Source organism: Burkholderia sp. BCC1998 (assembly GCF_905339875.1).
Classification (GTDB): domain Bacteria; phylum Pseudomonadota; class Gammaproteobacteria; order Burkholderiales; family Burkholderiaceae; genus Burkholderia.
In genome coordinates, this window is sequence record NZ_CAJPHE010000004.1 from 199,002 (window position 1) to 224,890 (window position 25,889).

At 69.1% G+C, this 25,889-nt stretch carries 17 protein-coding genes; 9 read left to right on the forward strand and 8 right to left on the reverse strand.

The genetic code is table 11. The features are described from left to right. Positions 1-79 precede the first annotated feature (79 nt). Positions 80-3,085: a phosphoenolpyruvate carboxylase gene (gene ppc / locus U5A56_RS09505; protein WP_124488446.1), complete on the forward strand. Its 3,006-nt coding sequence runs from the start codon at positions 80-82 to the stop codon at positions 3,083-3,085. 147 nt (positions 3,086-3,232) lie between these two features. On the opposite strand, the gene U5A56_RS09510 is transcribed toward ppc, so the two are convergent. Then, positions 3,233-3,985 carry a class I SAM-dependent methyltransferase gene (locus U5A56_RS09510; protein ID WP_321921989.1) on the reverse strand — a complete coding sequence of 251 codons (753 nt, stop codon included), beginning with the start codon at positions 3,983-3,985 and terminating at the stop codon, positions 3,233-3,235. A 162-nt stretch (positions 3,986-4,147) separates the two neighbouring features. On the opposite strand from U5A56_RS09510, the gene U5A56_RS09515 reads away from it, so the two are divergent. Further along, the gene (locus tag U5A56_RS09515) at positions 4,148-4,957 is read left to right on the forward strand and encodes a helix-turn-helix transcriptional regulator (protein ID WP_044847729.1); all 810 of its coding nucleotides are present in this window, start codon (positions 4,148-4,150) and stop codon (positions 4,955-4,957) included. 6 nt (positions 4,958-4,963) lie between these two features. On the opposite strand, the gene U5A56_RS09520 is transcribed toward U5A56_RS09515, so the two are convergent. After that, on the reverse strand, positions 4,964-5,962 hold the full coding sequence (locus tag U5A56_RS09520; RefSeq protein WP_321921992.1) for a spore coat U domain-containing protein: 999 nt from the start codon (positions 5,960-5,962) through the stop codon (positions 4,964-4,966). 299 nt (positions 5,963-6,261) lie between these two features. Here U5A56_RS09520 and U5A56_RS09525 point away from each other — a divergent pair, with 299 nt between their 5' ends. From U5A56_RS09525 to U5A56_RS09545, 5 genes are all read left to right on the forward strand, one after another. Beyond that, positions 6,262-6,798, forward strand: coding sequence for a spore coat U domain-containing protein (locus U5A56_RS09525; RefSeq protein WP_321921994.1), 537 nt, complete (start codon positions 6,262-6,264; stop codon positions 6,796-6,798). 6 nt (positions 6,799-6,804) lie between these two features. Beyond that, positions 6,805-7,518 carry a molecular chaperone gene (locus tag U5A56_RS09530; protein ID WP_124894215.1) on the forward strand — a complete coding sequence of 238 codons (714 nt, stop codon included), beginning with the start codon at positions 6,805-6,807 and terminating at the stop codon, positions 7,516-7,518. Positions 7,519-7,542: 24 nt separating this feature from the next. Further along, entirely contained in the window at positions 7,543-9,930 is a 2,388-nt protein-coding gene (locus tag U5A56_RS09535; RefSeq protein ID WP_321921996.1) for a fimbria/pilus outer membrane usher protein, read from the forward strand. 111 nt (positions 9,931-10,041) lie between these two features. Beyond that, complete coding sequence (gene argH / locus U5A56_RS09540) at positions 10,042-11,451, forward strand: argininosuccinate lyase (RefSeq protein WP_044847728.1); 1,410 nt, start codon at positions 10,042-10,044, stop codon at positions 11,449-11,451. A 110-nt stretch (positions 11,452-11,561) separates the two neighbouring features. Further along, the gene (locus tag U5A56_RS09545) at positions 11,562-12,245 is read left to right on the forward strand and encodes an HAD family hydrolase (RefSeq protein WP_044847727.1); all 684 of its coding nucleotides are present in this window, start codon (positions 11,562-11,564) and stop codon (positions 12,243-12,245) included. 87 nt (positions 12,246-12,332) lie between these two features. Here the strand turns inward: U5A56_RS09545 and U5A56_RS09550 are convergent, their stop codons facing one another. From U5A56_RS09550 to apbC, 5 genes are all read right to left on the reverse strand, one after another. Beyond that, complete coding sequence (locus tag U5A56_RS09550; RefSeq protein WP_321921999.1) at positions 12,333-13,166, reverse strand: lysozyme inhibitor LprI family protein; 834 nt, start codon at positions 13,164-13,166, stop codon at positions 12,333-12,335. Continuing rightward, entirely contained in the window at positions 13,166-15,445 is a 2,280-nt protein-coding gene (locus tag U5A56_RS09555; protein ID WP_044847725.1) for an arginine/lysine/ornithine decarboxylase, read from the reverse strand. Before U5A56_RS09555 ends, U5A56_RS09550 begins: the two co-directional genes overlap by 1 nt. 81 nt (positions 15,446-15,526) lie before the next feature. Further along, positions 15,527-16,096, reverse strand: a complete 570-nt coding sequence (dcd, locus tag U5A56_RS09560) for a dCTP deaminase (protein WP_006398615.1) — start codon at positions 16,094-16,096, stop codon at positions 15,527-15,529. Between the two features lie 193 nt (positions 16,097-16,289). Next, entirely contained in the window at positions 16,290-16,826 is a 537-nt protein-coding gene (gene sodC / locus U5A56_RS09565; RefSeq protein WP_321802870.1) for a superoxide dismutase [Cu-Zn], read from the reverse strand. 133 nt (positions 16,827-16,959) lie between these two features. Further along, complete coding sequence (gene apbC / locus U5A56_RS09570) at positions 16,960-18,051, reverse strand: iron-sulfur cluster carrier protein ApbC (protein ID WP_044847723.1); 1,092 nt, start codon at positions 18,049-18,051, stop codon at positions 16,960-16,962. A 352-nt stretch (positions 18,052-18,403) separates the two neighbouring features. Between apbC and U5A56_RS09575 the strand changes: the two genes are divergently transcribed. Both U5A56_RS09575 and metG read left to right on the forward strand, forming a co-directional pair. Continuing rightward, on the forward strand, positions 18,404-19,045 hold the full coding sequence (locus tag U5A56_RS09575; RefSeq protein WP_044847722.1) for an OmpA family protein: 642 nt from the start codon (positions 18,404-18,406) through the stop codon (positions 19,043-19,045). 376 nt (positions 19,046-19,421) lie between these two features. Next, positions 19,422-21,584 carry a methionine--tRNA ligase gene (metG, locus tag U5A56_RS09580; RefSeq protein WP_321922001.1) on the forward strand — a complete coding sequence of 721 codons (2,163 nt, stop codon included), beginning with the start codon at positions 19,422-19,424 and terminating at the stop codon, positions 21,582-21,584. Positions 21,585-21,779: 195 nt separating this feature from the next. Here the strand turns inward: metG and U5A56_RS09585 are convergent, their stop codons facing one another. Next, the gene (locus U5A56_RS09585; RefSeq protein WP_321922003.1) at positions 21,780-25,865 is read right to left on the reverse strand and encodes a translocation/assembly module TamB domain-containing protein; all 4,086 of its coding nucleotides are present in this window, start codon (positions 25,863-25,865) and stop codon (positions 21,780-21,782) included. Positions 25,866-25,889: the final 24 nt, after the last annotated feature.

Here is a 25,889-nt window from a genome sequence, read left to right on the forward strand (position 1 = left end):
GGTTGCTTGACCGCAGTTCCCGTAGTTTCCGCAGTCCCCGCAGTCCCTTTTGACTCGAGCTTTCCCAAGGAAACCCATCGTGAAGTCTTCCGGATCGGCGCGTACGGCGCGCCGCAATGCTGCCCTGCCCTCCTCCGATGCCCCGACGGGCACCATCGCCACCGCCGCGAACGGCCGTGCGAAAACGGCAACGAAACCGAAAGACCCGATACGTCAGACAAAACGCGCGATCAAATCCGCCGCCCCGGCCGCCCGCAAGGCCGGCGCGGCGAAGCCCGGCGCCCGCACGCGCGAGGACAAGGACGGTCCGCTGTTCGAGGACATCCGCTACCTCGGCCGCCTGCTCGGCGACGTGGTGCGCGAACAGGAAGGCGACACCGTGTTCGACGTCGTCGAGACCATTCGCCAGACGGCGGTGAAGTTTCGCCGCGAGGACGACAGCGAGGCCGCGCAAACGCTGGAGAAGAAGCTGCGCAAGCTGACGCCTGAGCAGACGGTGAGCGTCGTGCGCGCGTTCAGCTATTTCTCGCACCTCGCGAACATCGCGGAAGACCGCCACCACAACCGCCGCCGCCGCATCCACGCGCTGGCCGGCTCCGCGCCGCAGCCCGGCACCGTCGCATACGCGCTCGAGCAGCTGAAGACGACCGGCAACGCGTCGAAGCGCCTGCTGCAGCGCTTCTTCGACGATGCGCTGATCGTGCCGGTGCTGACCGCGCACCCGACCGAAGTGCAGCGCAAGAGCATCCTCGACGCGCAGCACGACATCGCGCGGCTGCTCGCCGAGCGCGACCAGGAACTGACCGCGCGCGAGCGCCAGTACAACGAATCGATGCTGCGCGCGCGCGTGACCGCGCTGTGGCAGACCCGCATGCTGCGCGACGCGCGCCTGACGGTCGGCGACGAGATCGAGAACGCGCTGTCGTACTACCGCGCGACGTTCCTCGACGAACTGCCCGCGCTGTACGGCGACATCGAGGCCGCGCTCGCCGAGCACGGCCTGTCCGCGCGCGTGCCGGCGTTCTTCCAGATGGGCAGCTGGATCGGCGGCGATCGCGACGGCAACCCGAACGTGACCGCCCCGACCCTCGAAGAAGCGATCAACCGCCAGTCCGCGGTGATCCTCGAACACTATCTGGAACAGGTGCACAAGCTCGGCGCCGAGCTGTCGGTATCGAACCTGCTGGTCGGCGCGAACGACGCGGTGAAGGCGCTCGCGGCCGCGTCGCCCGACCAGTCGCCGCATCGCGTCGACGAGCCGTATCGCCGTGCGCTGATCGGCATCTACACGCGGCTCGCCGCAAGCGCGCGCGTGCGGCTCGGCGAAGGCACGGTGCCGGTACGCAGCGCCGGCCGCGGCGCGCCGCCGGTGCGCGCGGTGCCGTACGCCGATTCCGAAGCCTTCGTCGCCGACCTGAAGGTGCTGACCGCCTCGCTCGACGAGCATCACGGCGCGTCGCTCGCCGCACCGCGCCTTGCGCCGCTCGTGCGCGCGGCCGAAGTGTTCGGCTTCCATCTCGCGAGCATCGACCTGCGGCAGAGCTCCGACATCCACGAAGCCGTGGTCGCCGAGCTGTTCGCGCGCGCCGGCGTCGAAGCCGACTACGCGGCGCTCGCCGAGGAAGACAAGCTGCGCGTGCTGCTAGCCGCGCTTGCCGATCCCCGCCCGCTGCGCTCGCAGTACCTCGAATACTCGGCGCTCGCGCAGAGCGAGCTCGGCGTGTTCGAGAAAGCCCGCGAGGTACGCGCGCAATTCGGCGCGCGTGCGGTGCGCAACTACATCATCTCGCACACGGAAACCGTCAGCGACCTCGTCGAGGTGCTGCTGCTGCAGAAGGAAACGGGCCTGCTCGAAGGCACGCTCGGCCACCATGCGAAGAACGGCCTGATGGTGATTCCGCTGTTCGAGACGATTCCCGACCTGCGCGACGCCGCGCGCATCATGCGCGAATACTTCGCACTGCCGGGCATCGACGCGCTGATCGCGCACCAGGGCGCCGAACAGGAAGTGATGCTCGGCTACTCGGACAGCAACAAGGACGGCGGCTTCCTGACGTCGAACTGGGAGCTGTATCGCGCGGAACTCGCGCTCGTCGACCTGTTCCGCGAACGCAAGATCACGCTGCGCCTGTTCCACGGCCGCGGCGGCACGGTCGGCCGCGGGGGCGGCCCGACCTACCAGGCGATCCTGTCGCAGCCGCCGGGCACCGTGAACGGCCAGATCCGCCTGACCGAACAGGGCGAGGTGATCGCGAGCAAGTTCGCGAACCCCGAGATCGGCCGGCGCAACCTCGAGACGGTGGTCGCCGCGACGCTCGAGGCGTCGCTGCTGCCGCAATCGAACGCGCCCGCGCAACTGCCCGCGTTCGAAGCCGCGATGCAGACGCTGTCCGACGCCGCGATGGCGTCGTATCGCGCGCTCGTCTATGAAACGCCCGGCTTCACCGACTACTTCTTCTCGTCGACGCCGATCACCGAGATCGCCGAGCTGAACATCGGCAGCCGCCCGGCCTCGCGCAAGCTGCAGGATCCGAAGAACCGCAGGATCGAGGATCTCCGCGCGATTCCGTGGGGCTTCTCGTGGGGCCAGTGCCGGCTGCTGCTGACGGGCTGGTACGGCTTCGGCAGCGCGGTGAGCGCGTATCTCGACGGCGCGCAGGACGCGGCCGAGCGCACGAAGCGCGTCGCGCTGCTCAGGAAGATGAACAAGACCTGGCCGTTCTTCGCGAACCTGCTGTCGAACATGGACATGGTGCTCGCGAAGACCGATCTCGCGGTCGCGTCGCGCTACGCGCAGCTGGTCGCCGACCGCAAGCTGCGCAAGCACGTGTTCGAGCGGATCGTCGCGGAATGGGAGCGCACGTCGCAGGCGCTCGCGGAAATCACCGGGCACGAAGGCCGCCTCGCGACCAACCCGCTGCTCGCGCGCTCGATCAAGAACCGCTTCCCGTATCTCGATCCGCTGAACCACCTGCAGGTCGAGCTGATCAAGCGTCACCGCGCGGGCGACTCGAACGCGCGGCTGCGCCGCGGGATTCACCTGACCATCAACGGGATCGCGGCCGGCCTGCGCAACACGGGCTGATCCGAGCGCGGTGCGGGCCTGCCCCGCGCCGCGCCGTCATCGCGAAACGAAAGCCGCAAAACGAAAGCCGCGATACGCGACCACGCGTATCGCGGCTTTTTTCATCGAACGGCGCGACGGCACCGGCCGCCGTGCCGTCCGTCGCGCTCATTGCGCGTCGATCAGCAACGCGTCGTGCTCGAACGACCCGTCCGGCTGCACCGCGTAGTAGCCGTGCACCTCGTCGGGCGCATGCGCCCACAGCGCACGAATGCCCGCGACGCTGTCGGCCGGCGTGCGGATCCGCTCGACCCACGTAGCGAAATCGATCGGCAGGCGCCAGCGGCTCTGCACGTGCGCGTCGAACCCGGCGTCGCGGAACATCGCGAGCCATTCGTCGGCTCGGTAGTCGCGCACGTGCGACGCATCGCGCAGCACTTCCGCGGCCTGCAGATACGTGTCGAGCAGCGGATGGTCGTTGCCCGCGATGTCGATCATCAGCACGCGGCCGCCGGGCTTCAGCACGCGGCGCACCTCGGCAAGCGCCGCGCGCACGTCGTGCCAGTGGTGCGCGCTCATCCGGCTGATCACCCAGTCGAAGGTGCCCGCGTCGAACGGCAGTTGCTCGGCCGGGCCCTGCTGCGTGCGGATGTTCGCGAGCCCGCGCGTGCGCGCGGCGGCATCGACGGTCGCGAGCATCGGCGCGGCGAGATCGTACGCGACCACGTCGCGCACGTGCGGAGCAACCGCGAAGCTCGCGTGGCCGGCGCCGCAGCCGAGATCGAGCACCGCGGCTTCGGGCGTCGCGCGCACGGCATCGGCCAGCGCCTGCAGATCGGCACCCGTCGCGTGGACCGTGCTCGTCAGGTAGGCGGCGGCCGTCGTGCCGAATGCGTCGGCGACCTGGTCGTGGTGTTTCATCGTTCGCTCCTTCCTTGGGTGGGGTGCTCGCTGCCTGTCAGCGCGCGAATCGCTACAATAGGGCCGCGCTTGTACCAGTACAAGTTAAGCAGTTATTCTGGTATTTGTTACACCTGCCTGATCCTTGCCGCGCACTCAGCGCCCCTTTTCAGCCGTTTCCGCATGAACCAGCCGTCGTCCGCCCCCACCCCGCCCCTCGATGCGACGCCCGCCCGCGCGCTCGGCGAATTCATCCGCGCACACCGCGAGCGGCTGTCGCCGCAGGCCGTCGGCCTGCCGCCCGGCCCGCGCCGCCGCACGCCGGGGCTGCGGCGCGAGGAAGTCGCGCAGCTGTGCGGCGTCAGCCCGACCTGGTACACGTGGATCGAGCAGGGCCGCCCGGTGTCGGCATCGGCCGACGCGCTCGCGCGGATCGCCGTCGCGCTGCAGCTGTCGAAGGCCGAACGCGCGTACCTGTTCGAACTGGCCGCACAGCGCGATCCGGCCGAGCCCGACGTCGCGGCCGGCGACTTGCCGCCGACGCTCGCCGCCACCGTCGCCGCGATCGCCACGCCGGCGTACGTGCTCGACCGGCAATGGAACGCGCTCGCATGGAACGCGCCGGCCGCCGCGCTGTTCACGGGCTGGCTCGACGACGAGCACGACCGCAACCTGCTGCGCTTCACGTTCATGGCGCCGGCCGCGCGCACGCTGATCGTCGACTGGGAAACCCGCGCGCGCCGGCTCGCGGCCGAATTCCGCGCCGACTCGATCCGCCACCTCGCCGATGCGCCGACCCGCGCGCTGATCGACGCGCTGATGGCCGGCAGCGATGCGTTCGCGCAGTACTGGGCGTCGCAGGACGTGTTCGAGCGCGAAGGCGGCCTGCGCGAATTCGACCATCCGGCCGACGGCCGCCTCGTGTACCAGCAGATCACGCTGAAACCCGCGCACCGCGAGGACCTGAAGCTGGTCGTACTCGTGCGCGATTGACGCGGCTCAGAAGCTGATCGTCGCGGTGATGGTGTCGCTGTAGTTGCCGGGTGCCGGTGTCGCCTGTGCAGGTACGCGGCCGTATATCGCGATCGCCTGCGCGAACCCGCTGCCGGTTCCGGTCGCCATCGTCGTGCCGCCGGTGCCGTCGCCCCACGGCTGCGTGTGGCCGCTGTCCTGATAGAGCTGATAGGCGACCGAGCCGCCGCCCGTGCGCTGCATCGTGCGAGCGGCGACACTGCCGCTGGCGCCGCCGTTCAACGCGATCTGGAATGCATCGCCGTTCGTGCATCGCGCACTGATCGAGCCGCTCGCGGTCAGCGCCGACGCCAGCACGCCCGACGCCGGAAACGCAACGCCGGTCGCGCTGATGATGCAGTTGTTGATGACGGTGGCCGTGGCCGTAACGGTCATCGTGCCGGCCGTCGATTGCGACGCGCACGGCGTCGGCGACACGACGCCGAGCAGCGAAAAACTGTAGCTGTAAGCGGCCTGGTTGCCGCTGAAACTCTGCGAATAGACCGTGCTGGCATTGTTCACGGTCGGCACGGTGGGCTGGTTCGACGCAATGCGGCCGTAGATGGTCACGTTCGTACTCGCGGACGTGCCGAGCAGCGGCTTCGTCAACGAGACGGATATCGGCGTCGTGCCGGTGCTGACGGCGCCCCAGGGCTGCGCGTAACCCGAGTCCTGATACAGGTCGTACTGCATCTGGTTCGCTCCGTTGCTCAGGTAGCGCGGGCTCGTGCCGCCGAGGTTCACGCAAACGAGCACGCCGGTGTTCACGCTCAGCGCGTCCCACGTGCAGCTCACGGTCATCGTGCTGTTGGTCGTATAGGCCTGCTGCGTAATCGGGCTGACCGAGCCGAAGCTCGGCACCGGCGGCGTCACCGAACACGTGTCCGCGCGGGCCGGCAGCCACGGCATGCCGAGCAGCGCGGCCAGCAACAGGCACGATAGCGCGCGCATCCAGCGGCGCGCCGTGTCGACTCCGTGATCCGCCATGCATTCCCCCGAAATTGCCCGCCCGTTCGACCCGGCTTCCAGCCCGGGCAGCGCCCCCATGGTATCCGTCCGCGCAGCGATCATTCGCATTGTTGCTTGATCCATGTCAAAAGCGCCGATGGCATTCCGCGAGGAACCGCGGACAATGCGCTCCGGATCGGCGTTTTCTCCAATGCGCGCGACCGAGTCCGTGGAGTAGTCTTGCACCAACGACAGAGCGGTAACGGCGACCGGCGACAGACCACGCGGCAGGCACTCCGCGGCCGGGCGACCCCATTAAACGGCAGGAGACAATCATAATGAACGATTCCCGACGTCGTGTTCTTTCAGCCATGCTCGCGGCCACCTTCGCGTTCGCGCCCGCGCTGCAGCCCGTCACCGTTGCCGCAGTCTATTCGAACGGCACCGCCACCGCCCAGTTCAACGTCACGCTCACGATCCAGGCCAACTGCGCGATCTCCGCGAACCCGCTTGCATTCGGCACGTCCGGCGTGCTCACGTCGGCACTCAACCAGCAGACCACGGTCTCCGTCACCTGCTCGAACTCGACGCCATACAACATCGGACTCGACGCCGGCTCGGTCAGCGGCTCGACGGTCGCCAGCCGGCTGATGGGCGGGACGACGAGCGGCAATACCGGCACGACGGTCGGCTACCAGCTCTACCAGGACTCGGGCCACACGACGATCTGGGGCAACACGCAGGGCACCGATACGGTCGGCGGCACCGGCACCGGTTCCGTGCAACTGCTGAACGTGTACGGCCAGGTACCGACGCAAGCGACGCCGAAGCCGGACACCTATCAGGCCGCCGTCACCGCCACCGTCTACTTCTGACGCGCCGTGGCATCGTTCCCGCGCGCCCTGGTCGCGCTGTGCGTCGCGTCGGCGTGCGCGGCCGCATCCGCCGCCACGCTGCAGATCATGCCCGTGACGATCGAGCTGCCGCCGTCGGCCGCCGCCGCGAGCATGACGCTCAGCAATCCGGGCGGACAGCCGATCTACGGCCAGGTCCGCGCCTATCGCTGGACGCAGGAAAACGGCGACGACGTGATGACGCCGACCGATGCGCTCGCCGCCTCGCCGCCGCTGCTGCAGATCGGCGCGAACGCCGAGCAGTTGATCCGGCTCGTGCGCACGGGGCGCGGCGCGCCGGCCGCCGAGGAAAGCTATCGCGTATTGATCGACGAACTGCCGTCGCCCGGTACGCCGGTCGAGAACGGCATCACGATCCGGCTGCGCTATTCGGTGCCCGTATTCGTCGAGCCCGAAGGCACCCGGGCAGCGCCGCGCCTCGACTGGCGCGTCGAGCGCGACGGATCCGGCACGCGGCTCGCGGTCGCCAACCGCGGCGAACGCCGTGCTCAGATTGCCGCGGTTCGGCTCGTCGACGCGCGCGGCACCGTGCACGACGTCACGCGCGGCCTGCTCGGCTACGCGCTCGCGGGCAGCACGCGACGCTGGCCGCTCAAGCTGGATGCGGGCGCGGCGGGATTCGTCAGGATCCAGGCGACCGTCAACGCGCAGCCGGTCGAGGCCCGGCTGACATCGCCCTGATCCACGCCGGAGGATCGCACGACGTTGCCCGTTCCGACGACGAGCACGGCCCTCCGGGCTGCCTGCCCCGCGCGACATGCCCGGCCCGCCGCTGCTGCGCTTTCGCTGGCGTTTTCACTGGCACTCGCGCTGGCCGTGCACGCAGGCGCCGGATGCGCACAGACGGCGCCGCAGGCGGCAGCGGCAGCCGCGCCTGCGCCTGCTCAGGACACACTGTTTCTCGACGTGTCGCTCAACGGTGAACCGACGCACCGGATCGCACGCTTCCAGCAAATCGACGGCCGGCTGTACGCGGCGTCCGCCGACCTGAACGACCTGGGCATCGCGACCGGCGACCGGGCGACCGCGCCGTCGAACACGCCCGTCGCGCTCGACACGCTCGCGGGGCTGCGCTACGACTACGACGCGGGCCGGCAGACGCTCGACCTGCGCGTGCCCGACGCGCTGCGCATCCCGCACACGTTCGATACGCGCGCACTGGCAGCCGCGCCGCCCGCCACGTCCGGCCGCGGCTTCGTGCTGAACTACGACGCCTACGCGCAGACCGTCGCCCATGCGCCGCTCGCGGTCTGGAGCGAGGCGCGCTACTTCGATCCCGCCGGCGTATTCAGCAGCACCGGCATCGCGTACCTGTACGACGACCGCCGGCGCTACGTGCGCTACGACACGTCGTGGAGCCACTCGAATCCCGGCACGCTCACGACGACCCAGATCGGCGACACGATTTCGTCGTCGTTGTCATGGACGCGCTCGCTGCGCCTCGGCGGCGTGCAGTGGCGCAGCAACTTCGGCCTGCGCCCCGACCTCGTCACGTTTCCGGTACCTGCGCTGTCCGGCAGCGCGGTCGTGCCGACCTCGGTCGACCTGTACGTGAACAACGTGCGCCAGTTCAGCGGCGACGTGCCGAGCGGGCCGTTCGTGATCAACAGCGTGCCCGGGATCACCGGCGCAGGCAACGCGACGGTCGTCACGCGCGACGCGCTCGGCCGCTCGATCGCGACGTCCATTCCGCTGTACGTCGATACGCGCCTGCTCGCGCCCGGCCTCGCCAGCTATTCGGCGGAAGCCGGGTTCCTGCGCCGCGCCTATGGCGACGATTCGTTCGACTATGCGCGCACACCGGCGGCGAGCGGCTCGCTGCGCTACGGCATCAGCGAGCGGCTGACCGTCGAGGCGCATGCGGAAGCGACGGCCGGCGTCTACAACGCAGGTGCCGGCGCGCTCGCGCGCCTCGGCGAACGCGGCGTGGCGAATGCGTCGCTCGCGGTCAGCGCCCCGGGCCGCGCGGGCGTGCAGGCCGGCGTCGGCTACCAGTACGTGACGCCGCGCTTCTCGATCGATGCGCAGACGCTGCGCGCCTTCGGCGACTACAGCGACCTCGGCAGCCGCGAAGGCGTGCCGGTCTCGCGCGCCACCGACCGCGTCACGATCTCGTTCCCGTTCCTGCGCGCGCAGACCCTGTCGTTCAGCTATCTCGCCCTCAAGTATCCGGGCGTCGCCGCGTCGCGCATCGGCTCGATCGCATACCTGGTCAATCTCGGCGGGCTGACATCGATCACGTTCAGCGGCTTCCAGGACTTCCGGCAGCACGACGCACGCGGCTTCTTCGTGAGCCTGAGCGTCGGGCTCGGCGGCAACACGTCGGTCTCGGCGAACGCCGGGCGGCAGAACGGCGACTCCACCTACACGCTGAACGCGACACGGCCTCCCGACTACGGCGGCGGCGTCGGCTGGAACGTGCAGGCGGGCGCCAACGCGGGCATCCGCTACGCGCAGGGGCAACTGCAGTATCTCGGCCGCGCCGGCCAGGTCGCGCTGCTCGCGCAATCGTTCGACGGGCGCGGCAACGCGTCGGTCGACGTCACGGGCGCGCTCGTGCTGATGGACGGCCGGCTGCTGACGGCGCGCCGCGTCGACGACGGTTTCGCGCTCGTCTCGACCGACACCGGGCACGTCCCCGTGCTGCACCAGAACCGGCTGATCGGCGAGACGGACCGGGCCGGCTACCTGCTCGTGCCCGACCTGAATGCCTATCAGAGCAATCGCGTCGCGATCGACGGCACCGCGCTGCCCGCCGACGCACGGATCGCCGACACGACGCTCGACGTCGTGCCGCAGGCGCGCTCCGGCGTGCTCGCGCACTTCGCGGTGACCCGCTACAGCGCCGCGTCGATCGCGCTGCGCGCGCCGGACGGCACGCCGCTGCCGCCCGGGCTCGAGGTTCGCCACGTCGAAAGCGGCCAGCGCACGATCGTCGGCTATGACGGCCTGACCTTCGTCGACGGCCTCGTCGCGAACAATCACCTCGAAATCTCCGGCGACGGCCGCGGCTGCGCCGTCGCATTCGCGTATCGGCGCCCGGACGACGGCACGCTGTCGCGGATCGGACCGCTGACGTGCAGCCCCCCGTGAGCCGCGCCCGTTCGCGGCCGGCGCACGCGTCGGCCGCCCGCCCCACGAATGCTAGAATTGCGGGATTCCCTCGGCGGCGCACGCCGCCCAACTCCCCTTCGAAGAATCGCCATGACGTCCCAACTGCACAAAAAGGGCGAGGCCTGGTCGGCCCGCTTCTCGGAACCGATGTCGGAGCTGGTCAAGCGCTACACGTCGTCGGTGTTTTTCGACAAGCGCCTCGCGCTCGTCGACATCGCCGGCTCGCTCGCGCACGCGAGCATGCTCGCGGCGCAGAAGATCATCAGCGCCGACGACCTCGCCGCGATCGAACGCGGGATGACGCAGATCAAGGGCGAGATCGAGCGCGGCGAATTCGAATGGCAGCTGGATCTCGAGGACGTCCACCTGAACATCGAGGCGCGCCTCACCGCGCTGATCGGCGACGCCGGCAAGCGCCTGCACACGGGCCGCTCGCGCAACGACCAGGTCGCGACCGACATCCGTCTGTGGCTGCGTGGCGAGATCGACCGCATCGGCGGCCTCCTGAACGACCTGCGCGGCGCGCTGATCGACCTCGCGGAGCAGAACGCGGACACGATCATGCCGGGCTTCACGCACCTGCAGGTCGCGCAACCGGTCACGTTCGGCCACCACCTGCTCGCGTACGTCGAGATGTTCACGCGCGACGCCGAGCGCATGCGCGACTGCCGCACCCGCGTGAACCGCCTGCCGCTCGGCGCGGCCGCGCTCGCCGGCACCAGCTATCCGATCGACCGTCACGCGGTCGCGAAGACGCTCGGCTTCGACGGCATCTGCGCGAACTCGCTCGACGCGGTGTCGGATCGCGACTTCGCGATCGAATTCACGGCGGCATCCGCGCTCGTGATGACGCACGTGTCGCGCTTCTCCGAGGAGCTCGTGCTGTGGATGAGCCCGCGCGTCGGCTTCATCGACATCGCCGACCGCTTCTGCACCGGCAGCTCGATCATGCCGCAGAAGAAGAACCCGGACGTGCCCGAGCTCGCGCGCGGCAAGACCGGCCGCGTGAACGGCCACCTGATGGCGCTCCTCACGCTGATGAAGGGCCAGCCGCTCGCGTACAACAAGGACAACCAGGAAGACAAGGAACCGCTGTTCGACACGGTCGACACCGTCGCCGACACGCTGCGGATCTTCGCCGAGATGGTCGCGGGCATCACCGTGAAGCCGGACGCGATGCGCGCGGCCGCGCTGCAGGGCTTCTCGACCGCCACCGACCTCGCCGACTACCTGGTGAAGCGCGGCCTGCCGTTCCGCGATGCGCACGAAGCCGTCGCGCACGCGGTGAAGATTTGCGACGACCGCGGGATCGATCTCGCCGACCTGACGCTCGACGAAATGAAGCAGGAACTGCCGAACGTCGCGCACCTGATCGGCGACGACGTGTTCGGCTACCTGACGCTCGAAGGGTCGGTCGCGAGCCGCAACCACCCGGGCGGCACGGCCCCCGATCAGGTGCGTGCGGCGGTCAAGGCCGCGCGCGCCGCGCTCGGCAAGTAAGCCTGCCGTCGCGGACGGACGCCTTCGGCGTCCGTTCTTCATTCGGGCGGCCGTCGCGCCGCCCGACGCCTTCCCCGCCGTTCCGTTTTCCCGCTTTCCGGACACCGCCGATGACCTTCTCCGCCGCGCTCTTCGACATGGACGGCCTGCTCGTCGATTCCGAGCGGACCATCATGAACACGTGGATCGACGTGTCGAACGCGCACGGCGTCGTGCTGACCGAGATCGACTACCTGCAGATCGTCGGCCGCTCGTTCGCCGAAGGCCAGGTGATTCTCGCGCGGCTGATCGGCCACGCCGACACGTTCGACGCCGTACGCATCCGCGTGCGCGAGCAACTCGCTGCGCCCGAACCCCATCCGAAGTTTCCGCTGAAGTCCGGCGCGCTGGCGTTGCTCGAGACGCTCGCGCAGGCCGGCATTCCGTGCGCGGTCGCATCGTCGTCCGCGCGCGACGTGATCCGTGCGCGGCTCGACGCGGTCGGCGTACTGCCGTTCTTCCGCGCGATCGCGGGTGGCGACGAAGTCGCGCGCGGCAAGCCCGACCCGGCCGTGTACCGGCTCGCGGCCGAACGCCTCGGCGTGCCGGCGCACGCGTGCGTCGCGTTCGAGGACAGCGACTTCGGCGCGCAATCGGCCGCCGGCGCCGGCGCATCGGTCGTCACCGTGCCCGACCTGAAGGCGCCGACGCCCGAGATCGTCGCGCTGAGCCTGCACGTGCTCGCGTCGCTCGACGATGCGGTCGCGCTCGTGCCGTCGTGGTTCGGCCGGCTGGACACCCAGCAGCCCGCGTAAGCGCCACGCGGCGCGCCACATGCAAACGGGCACCCGCGGGTGCCCGTTTTGCGTTGCCGCGCCGGATGACCGGCATCGCGGCGATCCTCAGTCGTTGCCGGCCGTCTCCGACAGCCGCTTCATCGTCGCGATGCGCGCGCCGATCAGGTCGACGCGACCGTCCTCGCCGACGAGCGGCGCAGTCGAATCGCGGAACGCCTCCCACGCGCGTTGCGCGCGCACGAGCGTCGCGGCCGAATGCGCAGGCATCTTGCGACGCAGCTTCTGGTAATAGCGGTTCAAGTCGAACAGCGCGTGCTCGCATGCGGCATCCTGCACGCACGGCCGCACGCGGCGGATCGCCGGATCGCGCGGCGCGTTCGCCGGCTTGCCGCCGGCTGCCGCGGCGGCGCTTGGCGCCGCGACCGCCCCGCCGCGGGTGCCGCCCTGCGCACCGCTCGTGGCCGCCACCGGCACGGCGGCAGGCGGCGGTGCATAACGGTCGGCCGCCGCGCGCAGCGCCAACGCGCGATCGCGCACCGGCTGCAGCTGCATGTCGGCGCTCGACATCGCGTACGACGTGCCGCGCGTCGTGTCGTACACGGCCTTCAGCAGATGAATTTCATCCTTGCGCCACGTGACCCAGCGGCGCTGGCTGTCCTGCCAGCCGCGCTTCGCGTCGGCCGGCGCGTCGTTCGACAGGCGCTGGTACGCGCCGTCCATCACCGCCTGCCACTGCTGCTGCGCTTCGCCCATGCACTGGATCTGGCCGGCCGTCGACGACCGGTCGCGCCGCGCGAGACACTGCCGCATCGCGACGTCGATCGGGTCGGCCGCCGCCACTTCCGCATGCGCGACGGTCAGCCCTGCCGACCAGCTCGCCCAGGCGACGAGCGCGGCCAGCGCCGCGCGTATCGTCCGGATTCGTCCCTGCGTCGCCATCAGTCGCGCACGCAGTCGACGAAGTACTCGACGCGCCCGTTCACCTCTTCCGCGACGAGGCCGTGGATATCGGTGTGGAAGCCCGGGAAGCGCTCGTTGAAGTCGCGCGCGAACCGCAGGTAGTTCACGATCGTCTTGTTGAAGCGCTCGCCCGGGATCAGGAGCGGAATGCCCGGCGGGTACGGCGTCAGCAGGATGCTCGTCACGCGGCCTTCGAGCTCGTCGAGCGGCACGCGATCGATCTTGCGGTGCGCGAGCTTCGCGAACGCGTCCGACGGCTTCATCGCCGGCTCCATGTCCGACAGGTACATCTCGGTCGTCAGGCGTGCGATGTCGTTCGCGCGGTACACGTCGTGGATCTGCGTGCACAGGTCGCGCAGGCCGACGCGCTCGTAGCGCGGATGCTGCGCGACGAATTCCGGCAGCACGCGCCACAGCGGCTGGTTGTTGTCGTAGTCGTCCTTGAACTGCTGCAGCTCGGTCACCATCGAGTTCCAGCGGCCCTTCGTGATGCCGATCGTGAACATGATGAAGAACGAGTACAGGCCCGTCTTCTCGACGATGATGCCGTGCTCGGCCAGGTACTTCGTGACGATCGCGGCCGGAATGCCCGTCTCGCCGAACTCGCCGTCGACGTCGAGCCCCGGCGTGATGATCGTCGCCTTGATCGGGTCGAGCATGTTGAAGCCTTCCGCCAGCGGGCCGAAGCCGTGCCAGTGGTCGTTCGGCTTCAGCATCCAGTCGTCGCGCGAGCCGATGCCCTCTTCCGACAGGTCGTCCGGACCCCACACGCTGAAGAACCAGTCGTCGCCGTATTCGGCGTCGACCTTGCGCATCGCGCGGCGGAAGTCGATCGCCTCGGCGATCGATTCCTCGACGAGCGCGGTGCCGCCCGGCGGCTCCATCATCGCGGCCGCGACGTCGCACGACGCGATGATCGCGTACTGCGGGCTCGTCGACGTGTGCATCAGGTACGCCTCGTTGAAGCGGTGCTTGTCGAACGTGCGGTTCTCGGAATCCTGCACGACGATCTGCGACGCCTGCGAGATGCCGGCGAGCAGCTTGTGCGTCGAGTGCGTCGCGAACACGAGCGCGCCCGTGCGCGGGCGGCCGTCGCCGATCGCGTGCATGTCGCGGTAGAAGTCGTGGAACGTCGCGTGCGGCAGCCACGCTTCGTCGAAGTGCAGCGTGTCGAGCAGGTCGCCGAGCAGGTCCTTGATCATCTCGACGTTGTAGACGACACCGTCGTACGTGCTCTGCGTGATCGTCAGGATGCGCGGCTTCATGTCCGGGTTCTGGCGCATCGCCTCGCGCGCGAACGGGTTCGCCTCGATCTTCCGGCGGATGTTCTCCGGCTTGAATTCGTCGCGCGGGATCGGGCCGATGATGCCGAAGTGGTTGCGCGTCGGCGTGAGGAACACGGGAATCGCACCCGTCATCGTGATCGCGTGCAGGATCGACTTGTGGCAGTTGCGGTCGACCAGCACGATGTCGCCGGGTGCGACCGTCGCGTGCCAGACGATCTTGTTCGACGTCGACGTGCCGTTGGTCACGAAGAACAGGTGGTCCGCGCTGAAGATGCGCGCCGCATTGCGCTCGGACGCCGCGACCGGGCCCGTGTGATCGAGCAGCTGGCCGAGTTCGTCGACCGCGTTGCAGACGTCGGCGCGCAGCATGTTCTCGCCGAAGAACTGATGGAACATCTGGCCGAGCGGGTTCTTCAGGAACGCGACGCCGCCCGAGTGGCCCGGGCAGTGCCACGAGTACGAGCCTTCGTCCGCGTACTTCACCAGTTCCTTGAAGAACGGCGGCGCGAGCGAGTCGAGATAGACCTTCGCCTCGCGGATGATGTGGCGCGCGACGAACTCCGGCGTGTCCTCGAACATGTGGATGAAGCCGTGCAGTTCGCGCAGGATGTCGTTCGGCAGATGCCGCGACGTGCGCGTTTCGCCGTACAGGAAGATCGGGATGTCCGCGTTGCGGCGGCGCACTTCGGTGACGAACGCGCGCAGCTCGATGATCGCGGTCGCGAGCTCGGGCAGTTCGCCGTCCGGGCCCGTTTCGCCGAGCATGAGTTCGTCGTCGTCGATCGACAGGATGAAGCACGACGCGCGGCTCGATTGCTGCGCGAACGACGTCAGATCGCCGTAGCTCGTGAGGCCGAGGACTTCGACGCCCTCCTTCTCGATCGCTTCGGCCAACGCCCGGATGCCGGAGCCCGAGATGTTCTCGGAGCGGAAATCTTCGTCGATGATGACGACGGGGAAACGAAACTTCATGGGCGATTCTCCAAAAAGAACGACCGCGGCGCGTCACGCGCAGCGGTCACCCGGAAACTGGTGAGACGTTATGCAACCAGATCAGGTTTTCGGCAGCGTGACACCGCGCTGACCCTGATACTTGCCGCCGCGATCGGCGTACGACACGTCGCACACTTCGTCGCTTTCGAAGAACAGCACCTGCGCGACACCTTCGTTCGCGTAGATCTTCGCGGGCAGCGGCGTGGTATTCGAGAATTCCAGCGTGACGTAGCCTTCCCACTCGGGTTCGAACGGCGTCACGTTGACGATGATCCCGCAGCGCGCGTAGGTCGACTTGCCGAGGCAGACGGTGAGCACGGTGCGCGGGATGCGGAAATATTCGACGGTGCGGGCCAGCGCGAACGAGTTCGGCGGGATGATGCACACGTCGCCCTTGAAATCGACAAACGAACCCTCGTCGAAGTTCTTCGGATCGACGATCGTCGAGTTGATGTTCGTGAAGATCTTGAATTCGTCCGCGCAGCGGATGTCGTAGCCGTAGCTCGACGTGCCGTAGCTGACGATCCGGCGGCCGTCCTCGGACGCGCGGACCTGATCGGGCACGAACGGCTCGATCATCTTGTGTTCTTCGGCCATGCGCCGAATCCACTTGTCGGACTTGATGCTCATGCCAGCCTCCGCCGGGCCGTCCCAAGAAGGCTGGCCGTCCCCTCGGGGGACAGCGGACGAAGTGAGCGTTGGGGTCGTTTCATATCGGGGCGCCAGGAAACGCTGCGTGACAGTCAGGAAGGGTCGCTCGCGACGCGGCGACCCGGAAAGGCGCACATTTTACGCGATCATCGGCTCGCGTACGCGGCGGCCGTCAACGGATCACGCCACAGGCGAGCGCGGGTCCCGCGCCATGCTGCGGAAACGCCGGATCGCTCGGCTCGCGGTGCACCAGCGCCGCGCGGTTCAGCGCGGAGCGCACGCCGTCGAGGGCCAGATCGGGCGCGACGATGAAACCGGCGGCGACGCCGTTCGCATCCGCATGGATGTTGCCGAGATCGCCGGCGACGCGCGCGCCCGCGCGCAGCCGGTCGGCGGCCGGCGCGAACACCTGGCCGGCGCTCGAGCCGTCGCCCGCGTTGCAGTCGCCGCGCTCGTGCACCTGCAGCGCGTGATCGCTGTTCGGCGGCAGGCCGGCCAGGTTGTACGTGACCTGGACGCCATCCGGGCGTTCGACGAACGTCACCGCGCCGCGCGCCTGCGAGCCGACGGTCGGCTGCAACTGCGCATCGGCACGCTTTTCGTGCGACGAGGAAAAAGAGGTACAGCCGGCCAGCAGGCCCAGCGCGGCGGCGGCCAGCAGCGCGCGCCGCGCGCGGCCGGCGCGCACGCCGTGATGTCGTTGGTTCATTCGATCCTCATGCCGGCTGGCGGCCGTTCGACACGGCGGCCATGCCGGGCGGGTAAAGGGACCCGGGAAAAGTCGCCATGATACCGCGCCTCGCGGCGCCGTAAACAGCGTGAGGCCCCGCCCCGCAAGGGTTTTACGTATTTTGAACAACGATCGACGGGAACTTCGACGTCATGTCGCGTGCGCGCTCGGCGATCGCCAGCGCGACCCCGCGCGCGATGTCGCGATAGCGCCGCGCCAGCGCGCCGTCCGGTTCGGCCGCGACCGTCGGCGTGCCGCTGTCGGCGCGCTCGCGGATCGCGATGTCGAGCGGCAGGCTGCCGAGCACGGTCACGCCGTAGTCCTGCGCCATCCGCTCGGCACCGCCCGCGCCGAAGATGTGCTCTTCGTGGCCGCAGTTCGAGCACACGTGGATGCTCATGTTCTCGACGATACCGAGGATCGGAATCCCGACCTTCTCGAACATCTTCAGGCCCTTCTTCGCGTCGAGCAGCGCGATGTCCTGCGGGGTCGTGACGATCACGGCGCCGGTCACCGGCACGCGCTGCGCGAGCGTGAGCTGGATGTCGCCCGTGCCCGGCGGCATGTCGACGATCAGGTAGTCGAGCTCGCGCCAGTTGGTCTGTCGCAGCAGCTGCTCGAGCGCCGACGTCGCCATCGGGCCGCGCCACACCATCGGGTTGTCTTCCTCGATCAGGAAGCCGATCGAGTTCGCCTGCAGCCCGTGGCCGACCAGCGGGTTCATCGACTGGTTGTCGGGCGACTCGGGCCGCTGGCCGTGAATGCCGAGCATGGTCGGCAGCGACGGACCGTAGATGTCGGCGTCGAGAATGCCGACCGACGCGCCTTCCGCGGCGAGCGCGAGCGCGAGGTTGACTGCCGTCGTGCTCTTGCCGACGCCGCCCTTGCCCGACGCGACCGCGACGATGTTCTTCACGTTCGGCAGCAGCTTCACGCCGCGCTGCACCGTGTGCGCGACGATCTCCTGCGACACGGCGACGCGTGCGTCGCGTACGCCCGGCACGGCCTTCAGCGCAGCGGCGATGCGCGCGCGCACGTCGTCGTGCTGGCTGCGCGCGGGATAGCCGAGCACCACGTCGACCGCCACGGCGTCGCCGTCGATCGCGACGTTGCGCACGCCCTTGTTCGCCGCGTAAGGACGGCCCGTATTGGGGTCGACGACAGCCGCCAATGCGGCGTCGACTTGTGCCCGGTCAATGCTCATCGAAACTCCGTGAAAACGTTTTTCTCTCGCGCAAACGTCAAGAAATATCAAATAACGCTGCGAAAATCGGGAAAAGTGAAAGAATCTGTTGCACGCCATTGCGCGAACGCGCGCGGCGGAGCAATCTTCGCGTGCGGCATGCTATGGGGCCAAATCGGCCACGAACCGCCTATATTGTAGAGGCTGACGCATCACCCTGTCCGGAACAGCCACGCTGGCGAACAGGGCATGCAGCCGCCTCGGCGGCTGCCGCGGGCACGGGCCCGCCCGCCTTTTTCGGGCGTCCGTGCCGGGAGCCGTAACTGTTGTTTGTCGTCGTTGTCGACTCGTTCAACCAAGAGAGGAATTCAAGATGAACATGAAAATCGCGACTCGCCTGTCCGTCTTCGCCTTGGCCGGCGCACTGCTGGCAGGCTGCGCCACGCAGCAAGGCAACAACACGGCCGTCGGGACCGGCACGGGCGCAGCGCTCGGCGCAGGCATCGGCGCGCTGGCCGGCGGCGGCAAGGGCGCGGCGATCGGCGCGGGCGTCGGCGCACTGGTCGGCGGCGTGACGGGTTACAACTGGCAGGCGATCAAGAACAAGCTCGCGCCGTCGGCAGCCAAGACGGGCACGCAGGTGACCGAGCAGCCGGACGGCTCGCTGAAGCTGAACGTGCCGAGCTCGGTGACGTTCGCGACCAACCAGTACGCGATCACGCCGGCCTTCACGCCGCTGCTGAACGACCTGGCGACGACGCTGAACCAGAACCCGCAAGTGACGGCATCGGTCGTCGGCTACACGGACAGCACGGGTTCGCAGCAGCTGAACCAGACGCTGTCGCAGAACCGTGCGCAGAGCGTCGTCAACGCGCTGGTGCAGCGTGGCGTCGCCGGCGGCCGCCTGGCGGCACAGGGCATGGGCCCGTCGAACCCGATCGCGGACAACGCGACCGAAGCCGGCCGCGCACAAAACCGCCGCGTAGAGATCTACCTGCGCGCAGCCCAGCAGTAAGCATCGTCGCGAGAGGAAACGGGGTCGCGCGCCGGGCGCGCGGCCCCGCCGCACAAGGCTTTCAGCGGGCTCCGTAACAAATCGAAAAAAATTTCGAACTTCTGTCGCGACCCGCGGTCTGTCTTTACGGTACGCGGCTGGCGCTGCCGGCGCGTCACCATTCTCCTCTTGTCGTTGTTGCTCCGGGGCCGAATTCGCCCCGGTTTTTTTTGCCCGGAATTCGCCTGCTGCATCGCAGCATCGCACCGCCTGGCACGCCGCCGCCGCGGCCCCGCCCCTTCCGGCGCCCGATCCACGGCGCCCGCGCCGGCTGACCTGCCCGCGCCCCTGCTAGAATCGCAGTTTCCGTCGTTTCCGCCGTTCTTCTACAGACCCTATGTCCGCATCCGACCTCACTTCCGTGCAGGCTGCGGCGCCGCAAGGCAGCCGCCAGATCCTCGTTACGTCCGCACTGCCCTATGCCAACGGCCAGATCCACATCGGCCACCTGGTCGAGTACATCCAGACCGACATCTGGGTGCGGACGCTGCGAATGCACGGTCACGAGGTCTACTACATCGGCGCCGACGACACGCACGGCACGCCGGTCATGCTGCGCGCGGAGAAGGAAGGCCTGACGCCGAAGCAGCTGATCGAGCGCGTGTGGACCGAGCACAAGCGCGACTTCGACAGCTTCGGCGTGTCGTTCGACAACTTCTACTCGACCGACTCGGACGAGAACCGCGTGCTGAGCGAGAAGATCTACCTCGCGCTGAAGGAAAACGACCTGATCGCCGAGCGCGAGATCGAGCAGGCGTACGACCCGGTCAAGGAAATGTTCCTGCCGGACCGCTTCATCAAGGGCGAATGCCCGAAGTGCCACGCGAAGGACCAGTACGGCGACAACTGCGAAGTGTGCGGTTCGACCTACCTGCCGACCGAACTGCTGAACCCGTACTCGGTCGTGTCCGGTGCGACGCCGGTGCGCAAGACCTCGACGCACTACTTCTTCCGCCTGTCCGATCCGCGCTGCGAGTCGTTCCTGCGCGAATGGGTCAGCGGCCTCGCACAGCCCGAAGCGACCAACAAGATGCGCGAATGGCTCGGCGACGCCGGCGAGGCCAGGCTCGCCGACTGGGACATCTCGCGCGACGCGCCGTACTTCGGCTTCGAGATCCCGGGCGCGCCCGGCAAGTACTTCTACGTGTGGCTCGACGCGCCGGTCGGCTACTACGCGAGCTTCAAGAACCTGTGCGACCGCAACGGCATCGACTTCGATGCGTGGATCCGCCCGGGCACGAAGGCCGAGCAGTACCACTTCATCGGCAAGGACATCCTGTATTTCCACACGCTGTTCTGGCCGGCGATGCTCGAGTTCTCGGGCCATCGCACGCCGACCAACGTGTTCGCGCACGGCTTCCTGACGGTCGACGGCGCGAAGATGTCGAAGTCGCGCGGCACGTTCATCACCGCGCAGAGCTACATCGACACGGGCCTGAACCCGGAATGGCTGCGCTACTACTTCGCCGCGAAGCTGAACGCGACGATGGAAGACATCGACCTGAACCTCGACGATTTCCAGGCGCGCGTGAACAGCGACCTCGTCGGCAAGTACGTGAACATCGCGAGCCGCGCGGCCGGCTTCCTGCTCAAGCGTTTCGACGGCCGCGTGCAGGACAGCGCGATGAACCATCCGCTCGTCGCGACGCTGCGCGACGCGATTCCGGCGATCGCCGCGCACTACGAAGCGCGCGAATACAGCCGCGCGCTGCGCCAGACGATGGAGCTCGCGGACGAAGTGAACGCGTACGTCGACGGCGCGAAGCCGTGGGAACTCGCGAAGGATCCGGCCAACGCGGTCGCGCTGCACGAAACCTGCAGCGTGAGCCTCGAGGCGTTCCGCCTGCTGTCGCTCGCGCTGAAGCCGGTGATGCCGCGCGTGGCCGAAGCCGTCGAGGCCTTCTTCGGGATCGCGCCGCTCACGTGGGCCGACGCCGCGAAGCCGCTGTCGTCCGCGCAGCCGATCAAGGCGTACCAGCACCTGATGACGCGGGTCGATCCGAAGCAGATCGACGCGCTGCTCGCCGCGAACCGCGATTCGCTGCAGGCCGAGGCCGCCGGCGCCGCTGCCGCGGGGGCAACCGCCGCCAACGCCGCGAAGGACGCGAAAAACGCCAAGGCGAACGCGAAGGCGGCTGCGGCGAACGGTGCCGACGACGGTCCGATCTCGATCGACGATTTCGCGAAGATCGACCTGCGCATCGCGAAGATCGTCGCGTGTCAGGCCGTCGAGGGCTCCGACAAGCTGCTGCAGCTCACGCTCGATGTCGGCGAGGAAAAGACCCGCAACGTGTTCTCGGGCATCAAGTCCGCGTACCAGCCCGAGCAGCTCGTCGGCAAGCTGACGGTGATGGTCGCGAACCTCGCGCCGCGCAAGATGAAGTTCGGGCTGTCCGAAGGGATGGTGCTCGCCGCGTCGGCGGCCGACGAGAAGGCCGAGCCGGGCCTCTACATCCTCGAGCCGCACAGCGGCGCGAAGCCCGGCATGCGCGTGAAGTAAGCCGCACGCGCCGCTGCTTGCACACGAAGCCCCGCACCACGTGCGGGGCTTTTTCATGGGCGGCAGCGAGCGGCGCCGCGGCCGGTGGTTGCAGGTCGGCGTGACGCTCGCCGCTGCGCGGGCAGGCTTCGGCGCGTGCGCACGCGCGAACCGGGGCGCCGGCGCGCGTGGCCGACCGGCCGGGCGCCCGCTTCGTCACCGCTGGCCGAACCAGCGATCGAAACGCCGCGTGTAGTTCAGGTCGACGCCCTGGAACGTGCCGCCGTACGCGGACACCGACCAGAAGCGCGTCAGGTTGATCGTCGCCTTGAACGCGTTGCTCGCCGATTGCAGCCCTTGCTCGTAACCGAGCACGAAGCGCTCGTTGATCGCCTTCGAGATCTGCACGACCTGCGCATCGGTCAGGCCGACGTCGCTGCGGCCGATCGAGAATTCGTCGAGACCGATGCTCTGCGCGACGCGCTTGCCGGTCGCGCTGCCGAGCAGCCCGAGCGCGGCCGTCATCGCGTTCTGCTGGCCGACGTTGTTGCCTTGGTCGGTGCCGTGCCCGAACAGCAGCCACGACAGCTTTTCGTTGTCGGTGACGTTCGGCTCGGACACGAGCTTGACCGTCGGCGACTGGATCGTGCCGGTGACCTGCACGCCGGCCTCGACCTCCTGGTTGCGCCGCATCGCGAGGATGTTCACGCCCGGATTCGACACCGGGCCATTGAACGTGAAGAAGCCGTTCTCGACCGCGAGCTTGCGGCCGAACGACGTATACGTCGAGCCTTCCGTCACGCGCACGTTGCCGACCGCGCGCAGCGGCACGCCCGGCGCGCTCATCACGGTGATCGTGCCGCGCAGGCCGAGATCCGCGCCGTGGCCCTTGAAGCGGAAGTTGTTGCCGAGCCCGATGTCGATGTTCGCGCGCGGCGCGAGCGACGGCGCCGGCTTGTCCTCGACCTTCTGCGGCTTCGCGACCGCCGTACCGGTCTGCACGTCGCCGCGCACCGTGCCGTCCGGGCGCACGATCACGACGTCGTCGGACAGGTGCGGCGCCGACTCCTCCGGCAGGTCGAACAGCGCGCGGTCGACGACGAACTTGCCGTCGATCGACAGTGCGCCGCGCGGCCCGTCGTTCGCGACGGTCGCCTTGCCCGACAGCGATAGCTTGCGATCCGGCGCCGCGAACAGCTCGAGCTTGTCCGCGACGATGCTCGCGGTCAGGTCGGGCGCCGCGCCGTCGAGACGCACGCGACCGATCGCGCGCAGCGTGCCGTCGCCGCCGTGGAACTCGACCTGCTGGAATTCGACGAGGTTCTCCGCGAGCTTCACGCGCACGATGCCGTCCTTCAGCTGCACGCCCTGATCGACGAGCGTCGCGGACAGGTCGTCGCCGGTCAGCATCCCCGACACGTTCGGCTTCACCGGCGTGCCCGCGACCGTCAGCTTCAACGCCGCGCGCCCGCCGAGCAGGTAGCTCGGCCCGAACAGGTTGCCGGTCGCCTTCAGCGACGGAATGTCGGCGTCGATGCGGCCCGACAGCGGGCCGTCGTCGACGACACCGAACACGCCGTCGCGCAGCGCGAACGGCACGGTGACGTTCGCGTCGAGCGTGCCGACCCGGTTCGCCTTCGCGAGCGCCACCACGTTGAGCCGGTTGCCGGGTGCAAAGCTCGCGCGCGCGGACAGGTCGGTCAGCCCGAGCGACGCGATACCGCGCCCGGTCTCGATCGTCACGTCGCCGCCGCGCCGCTTCACCTGCACGTAGCCCGTCGCGTTCGCGCCGAGCGAGAAATCCCAGTCGGCATCGAGCACGACGTCGGTGCGCACCGGCGGCCGCTGGCCCGTCAGTTCCTGGCGGATCTCGAGGAAACGGGCGACCGATGCATCGCGCACGGCGCCCGCCGAGCGCATCTGGCCGTGGTCGAACACGAACGACTTCAGGTCGATCGCCGCGCCTTCGAGCGTGAGCCGCGTCGCGCCGAGCGTCACGCGGCCGGCGCCGGCCGACACCGCAAGCGGCGCCTGCAGCGCCACCGCCGGCGTGCCGCGATTCGCGAGGCGTGTGACGGTGCCGTCCCAGCGCGTTCCGTCGCGGCTCTCGACCACGCCGCCGTTCGCCGCGAGCGTCAGGTCGATCACGCGGCCGCCGGCCGTCCCCATCGCCGACGCGTCGAGCGTGTGCTTCGCGCGCGTGCCGTCGAGGTTCGCGCGCAGCGATTTCAGTTGCAGCGAACCGAGTGCGATGTCGGTCGCGTCGGCCGTGAATACGAGCGCGCCGTGCGCGCCGTCGCGGATGTCGGCGCGCCCCTGCGCGGCACCGATCCGGTTCGAGCCGACCACGACGTGCTGGGCCTTGTAGGTGGCCGTGACGTTCGGATGCGCGAAGCTGCCGGTCAGCTCGCCCTGCGCCTGCACGAGCCCCTGCACGCCGAAGCCGAGCCGGTCGAGCTCCGGCGCGTCGACGACGAAGCGCAGCCGGTCGCCCGGCGCGCCGAAACTGCCGCGCAGGTCGACGTGGTTGCCCGCGATCGACAGCGTCGCATTGCTCGGCAGGATCCGCGAGCCGGCGAACTGCACGACGCCCGCGCCGGTCAGCGGCACGCCGTCGTACAGGCTGTCGCCGAGCTTGAAGGTCGCCTTCGTCGACACCTGCGGCGCGAACGCGCCGGATGCCGTCAGCGTGCCCGATACGCGCGTCTCGCCGCGCCTGGCCGGCGCCTTGGCCGCGGCGGCGGTTTTGGTCGCTGTTTTGGCCGCCGTTTTGGCCACTTTTGCCGCCGGCTTGCCGCTACCGGCCTTCGGCGCGCCCATCGCCGCGAGCAGCAGCGGATCGAACGCGGTCAGCGTCGCCTTCGCGTCGTAGCTCGAATGCGCGTCGTGACGGAACACGCCGGTCAGGTCGATACGGCCCTTGCCCGCCGTCACGCGTGCATCGGTCAGCACCGTCTGCTGCGGCGTCAGCGCGACCTTCGCACGCGCGCCGAGCGCGAGCTTCGGATCGTTCAGGTCGAAGTCGACGGTCGTCACGTCGCCGGCGAGCGTCACGCCGAGCGGCCCGCCCAGGCGCATCGGCCGCAACTCGGCAACGAAGGCGTTCAGGTCGAGATTCGCGACCTTCAGCTCGAAGCGGCCCTTGCCGCCCGTCAGCGTGCCGTTGCCGGTCACGCTGCCGTCGCGGATCAGTTTCAGCGCGAGGCCGTCGATTCGCTGCGCGTGCGCGTCGAGATTGACGATCGCATGCGCGTCGATCACCGGCAGCAGGTGCTCGCCGAGCGTGCCGGGCTTCGCGTTGACGATCGACACGGGGCCGGTCACCGCGAACCCCTTCGCCGGGGCAGTGCCGGCCGGCGCGGTCACGGGCGCCAGCTCCGCGCGCACCGCGAGATCGGCGGCCGGCGCGCCCGGCGCGATCGCCTGCGGGTTCACGTGATCGAACGCGAGCGACGCGCGCGTGAGCGGCACTGTGCCGAACGGCGCGGCCTCGACGTGCGCGCGCCCGTTCAGCTTCATCCCGCTCGCGGTCACGTCGGCGACGAGCGCTTCGAGCGAACCCGATACGTTCGCGCTCGCGTTGACCGCTTCGTTGGCCAGCTTGCCCACGTAGGTCGCATTGCCCGTCAGCGCGAACGGCTTCACGCCGTCGAGCTTCGCGCGCGCGGTCAGCGCGCCGTACGGCGTGTCGACGCCGTCGAGCGCGAGTTCATGGTGACGGCCGTCGCTGCGGCCGTTCAGCGCGAGATGGTCGAGCTGCGTCGTCGATGCGCCTTCGTGGATCGCCAGGTGGTCGACACGCAGGTCGTCGATCCGCAACTGCAGCGGCAGGCTCAGGTCCTGCGGCGTCGCGGCCGGCTTCGACGGCCCCGGCACGATCCGCACGTCGACCGTGCCCGCGCGCAGGTAAGCGACCGACAGCCGCCACGGCGCGCGGGTCAGCACCCAGCGGCCGTCGAGCCGGTCGATCCGCACTTCGGTGCTGGTGCCGCCGGGGCTCGTCCACGCGAAGCCGCGCAGCCGCACGCCGGTCGCGAGCGCGCCGCCGTCCAGCGTGCCCGCCAGCCGGCCGCCGAGTACGCGCACGGCCGTCTGCCACGCGAGCCGCGTGCCGCGCTCGGTCGTCGCCGCGGCCAGCACGAGCCCGGCCGCCAGCACGACGAGCAGCACGGCCGTCACGAGCGTCCACGCGACGATCCGGCCCGCACGCCCGCGCCGCGGCGCGCGCGGCGGTGCGTCGGGCGCGCGCTCGGGCGAGTCCGGATCGTTCGGCGGCGGCGTGTCGTTCGGGTCCTTCGTCATGCGGTTCGTCGTGGCTCGTGCAAC

Excerpts from the sequence above, each read along its gene's own strand:
- U5A56_RS09510 (WP_321921989.1), bottom strand. The coding sequence starts at position 3,985 with ATGAAACACCACGACCAGGTCGCCGACGCATTCGGCACGACGGCCGCC.
- U5A56_RS09515 (WP_044847729.1), top strand. The coding sequence starts at position 4,148 with ATGAACCAGCCGTCGTCCGCCCCCACCCCGCCCCTCGATGCGACGCCC.
- U5A56_RS09520 (WP_321921992.1), bottom strand. The coding sequence starts at position 5,962 with ATGGCGGATCACGGAGTCGACACGGCGCGCCGCTGGATGCGCGCGCTA.
- U5A56_RS09525 (WP_321921994.1), top strand. The coding sequence starts at position 6,262 with ATGAACGATTCCCGACGTCGTGTTCTTTCAGCCATGCTCGCGGCCACC.
- argH (WP_044847728.1), top strand. The coding sequence starts at position 10,042 with ATGACGTCCCAACTGCACAAAAAGGGCGAGGCCTGGTCGGCCCGCTTC.
- U5A56_RS09545 (WP_044847727.1), top strand. The coding sequence starts at position 11,562 with ATGACCTTCTCCGCCGCGCTCTTCGACATGGACGGCCTGCTCGTCGAT.
- U5A56_RS09550 (WP_321921999.1), bottom strand. The coding sequence starts at position 13,166 with ATGGCGACGCAGGGACGAATCCGGACGATACGCGCGGCGCTGGCCGCG.
- U5A56_RS09555 (WP_044847725.1), bottom strand. The coding sequence starts at position 15,445 with ATGAAGTTTCGTTTCCCCGTCGTCATCATCGACGAAGATTTCCGCTCC.
- dcd (WP_006398615.1), bottom strand. The coding sequence starts at position 16,096 with ATGAGCATCAAGTCCGACAAGTGGATTCGGCGCATGGCCGAAGAACAC.
- sodC (WP_321802870.1), bottom strand. The coding sequence starts at position 16,826 with ATGAACCAACGACATCACGGCGTGCGCGCCGGCCGCGCGCGGCGCGCG.
- apbC (WP_044847723.1), bottom strand. The coding sequence starts at position 18,051 with ATGAGCATTGACCGGGCACAAGTCGACGCCGCATTGGCGGCTGTCGTC.
- U5A56_RS09575 (WP_044847722.1), top strand. The coding sequence starts at position 18,404 with ATGAACATGAAAATCGCGACTCGCCTGTCCGTCTTCGCCTTGGCCGGC.
- metG (WP_321922001.1), top strand. The coding sequence starts at position 19,422 with ATGTCCGCATCCGACCTCACTTCCGTGCAGGCTGCGGCGCCGCAAGGC.
- U5A56_RS09585 (WP_321922003.1), bottom strand. The coding sequence starts at position 25,865 with ATGACGAAGGACCCGAACGACACGCCGCCGCCGAACGATCCGGACTCG.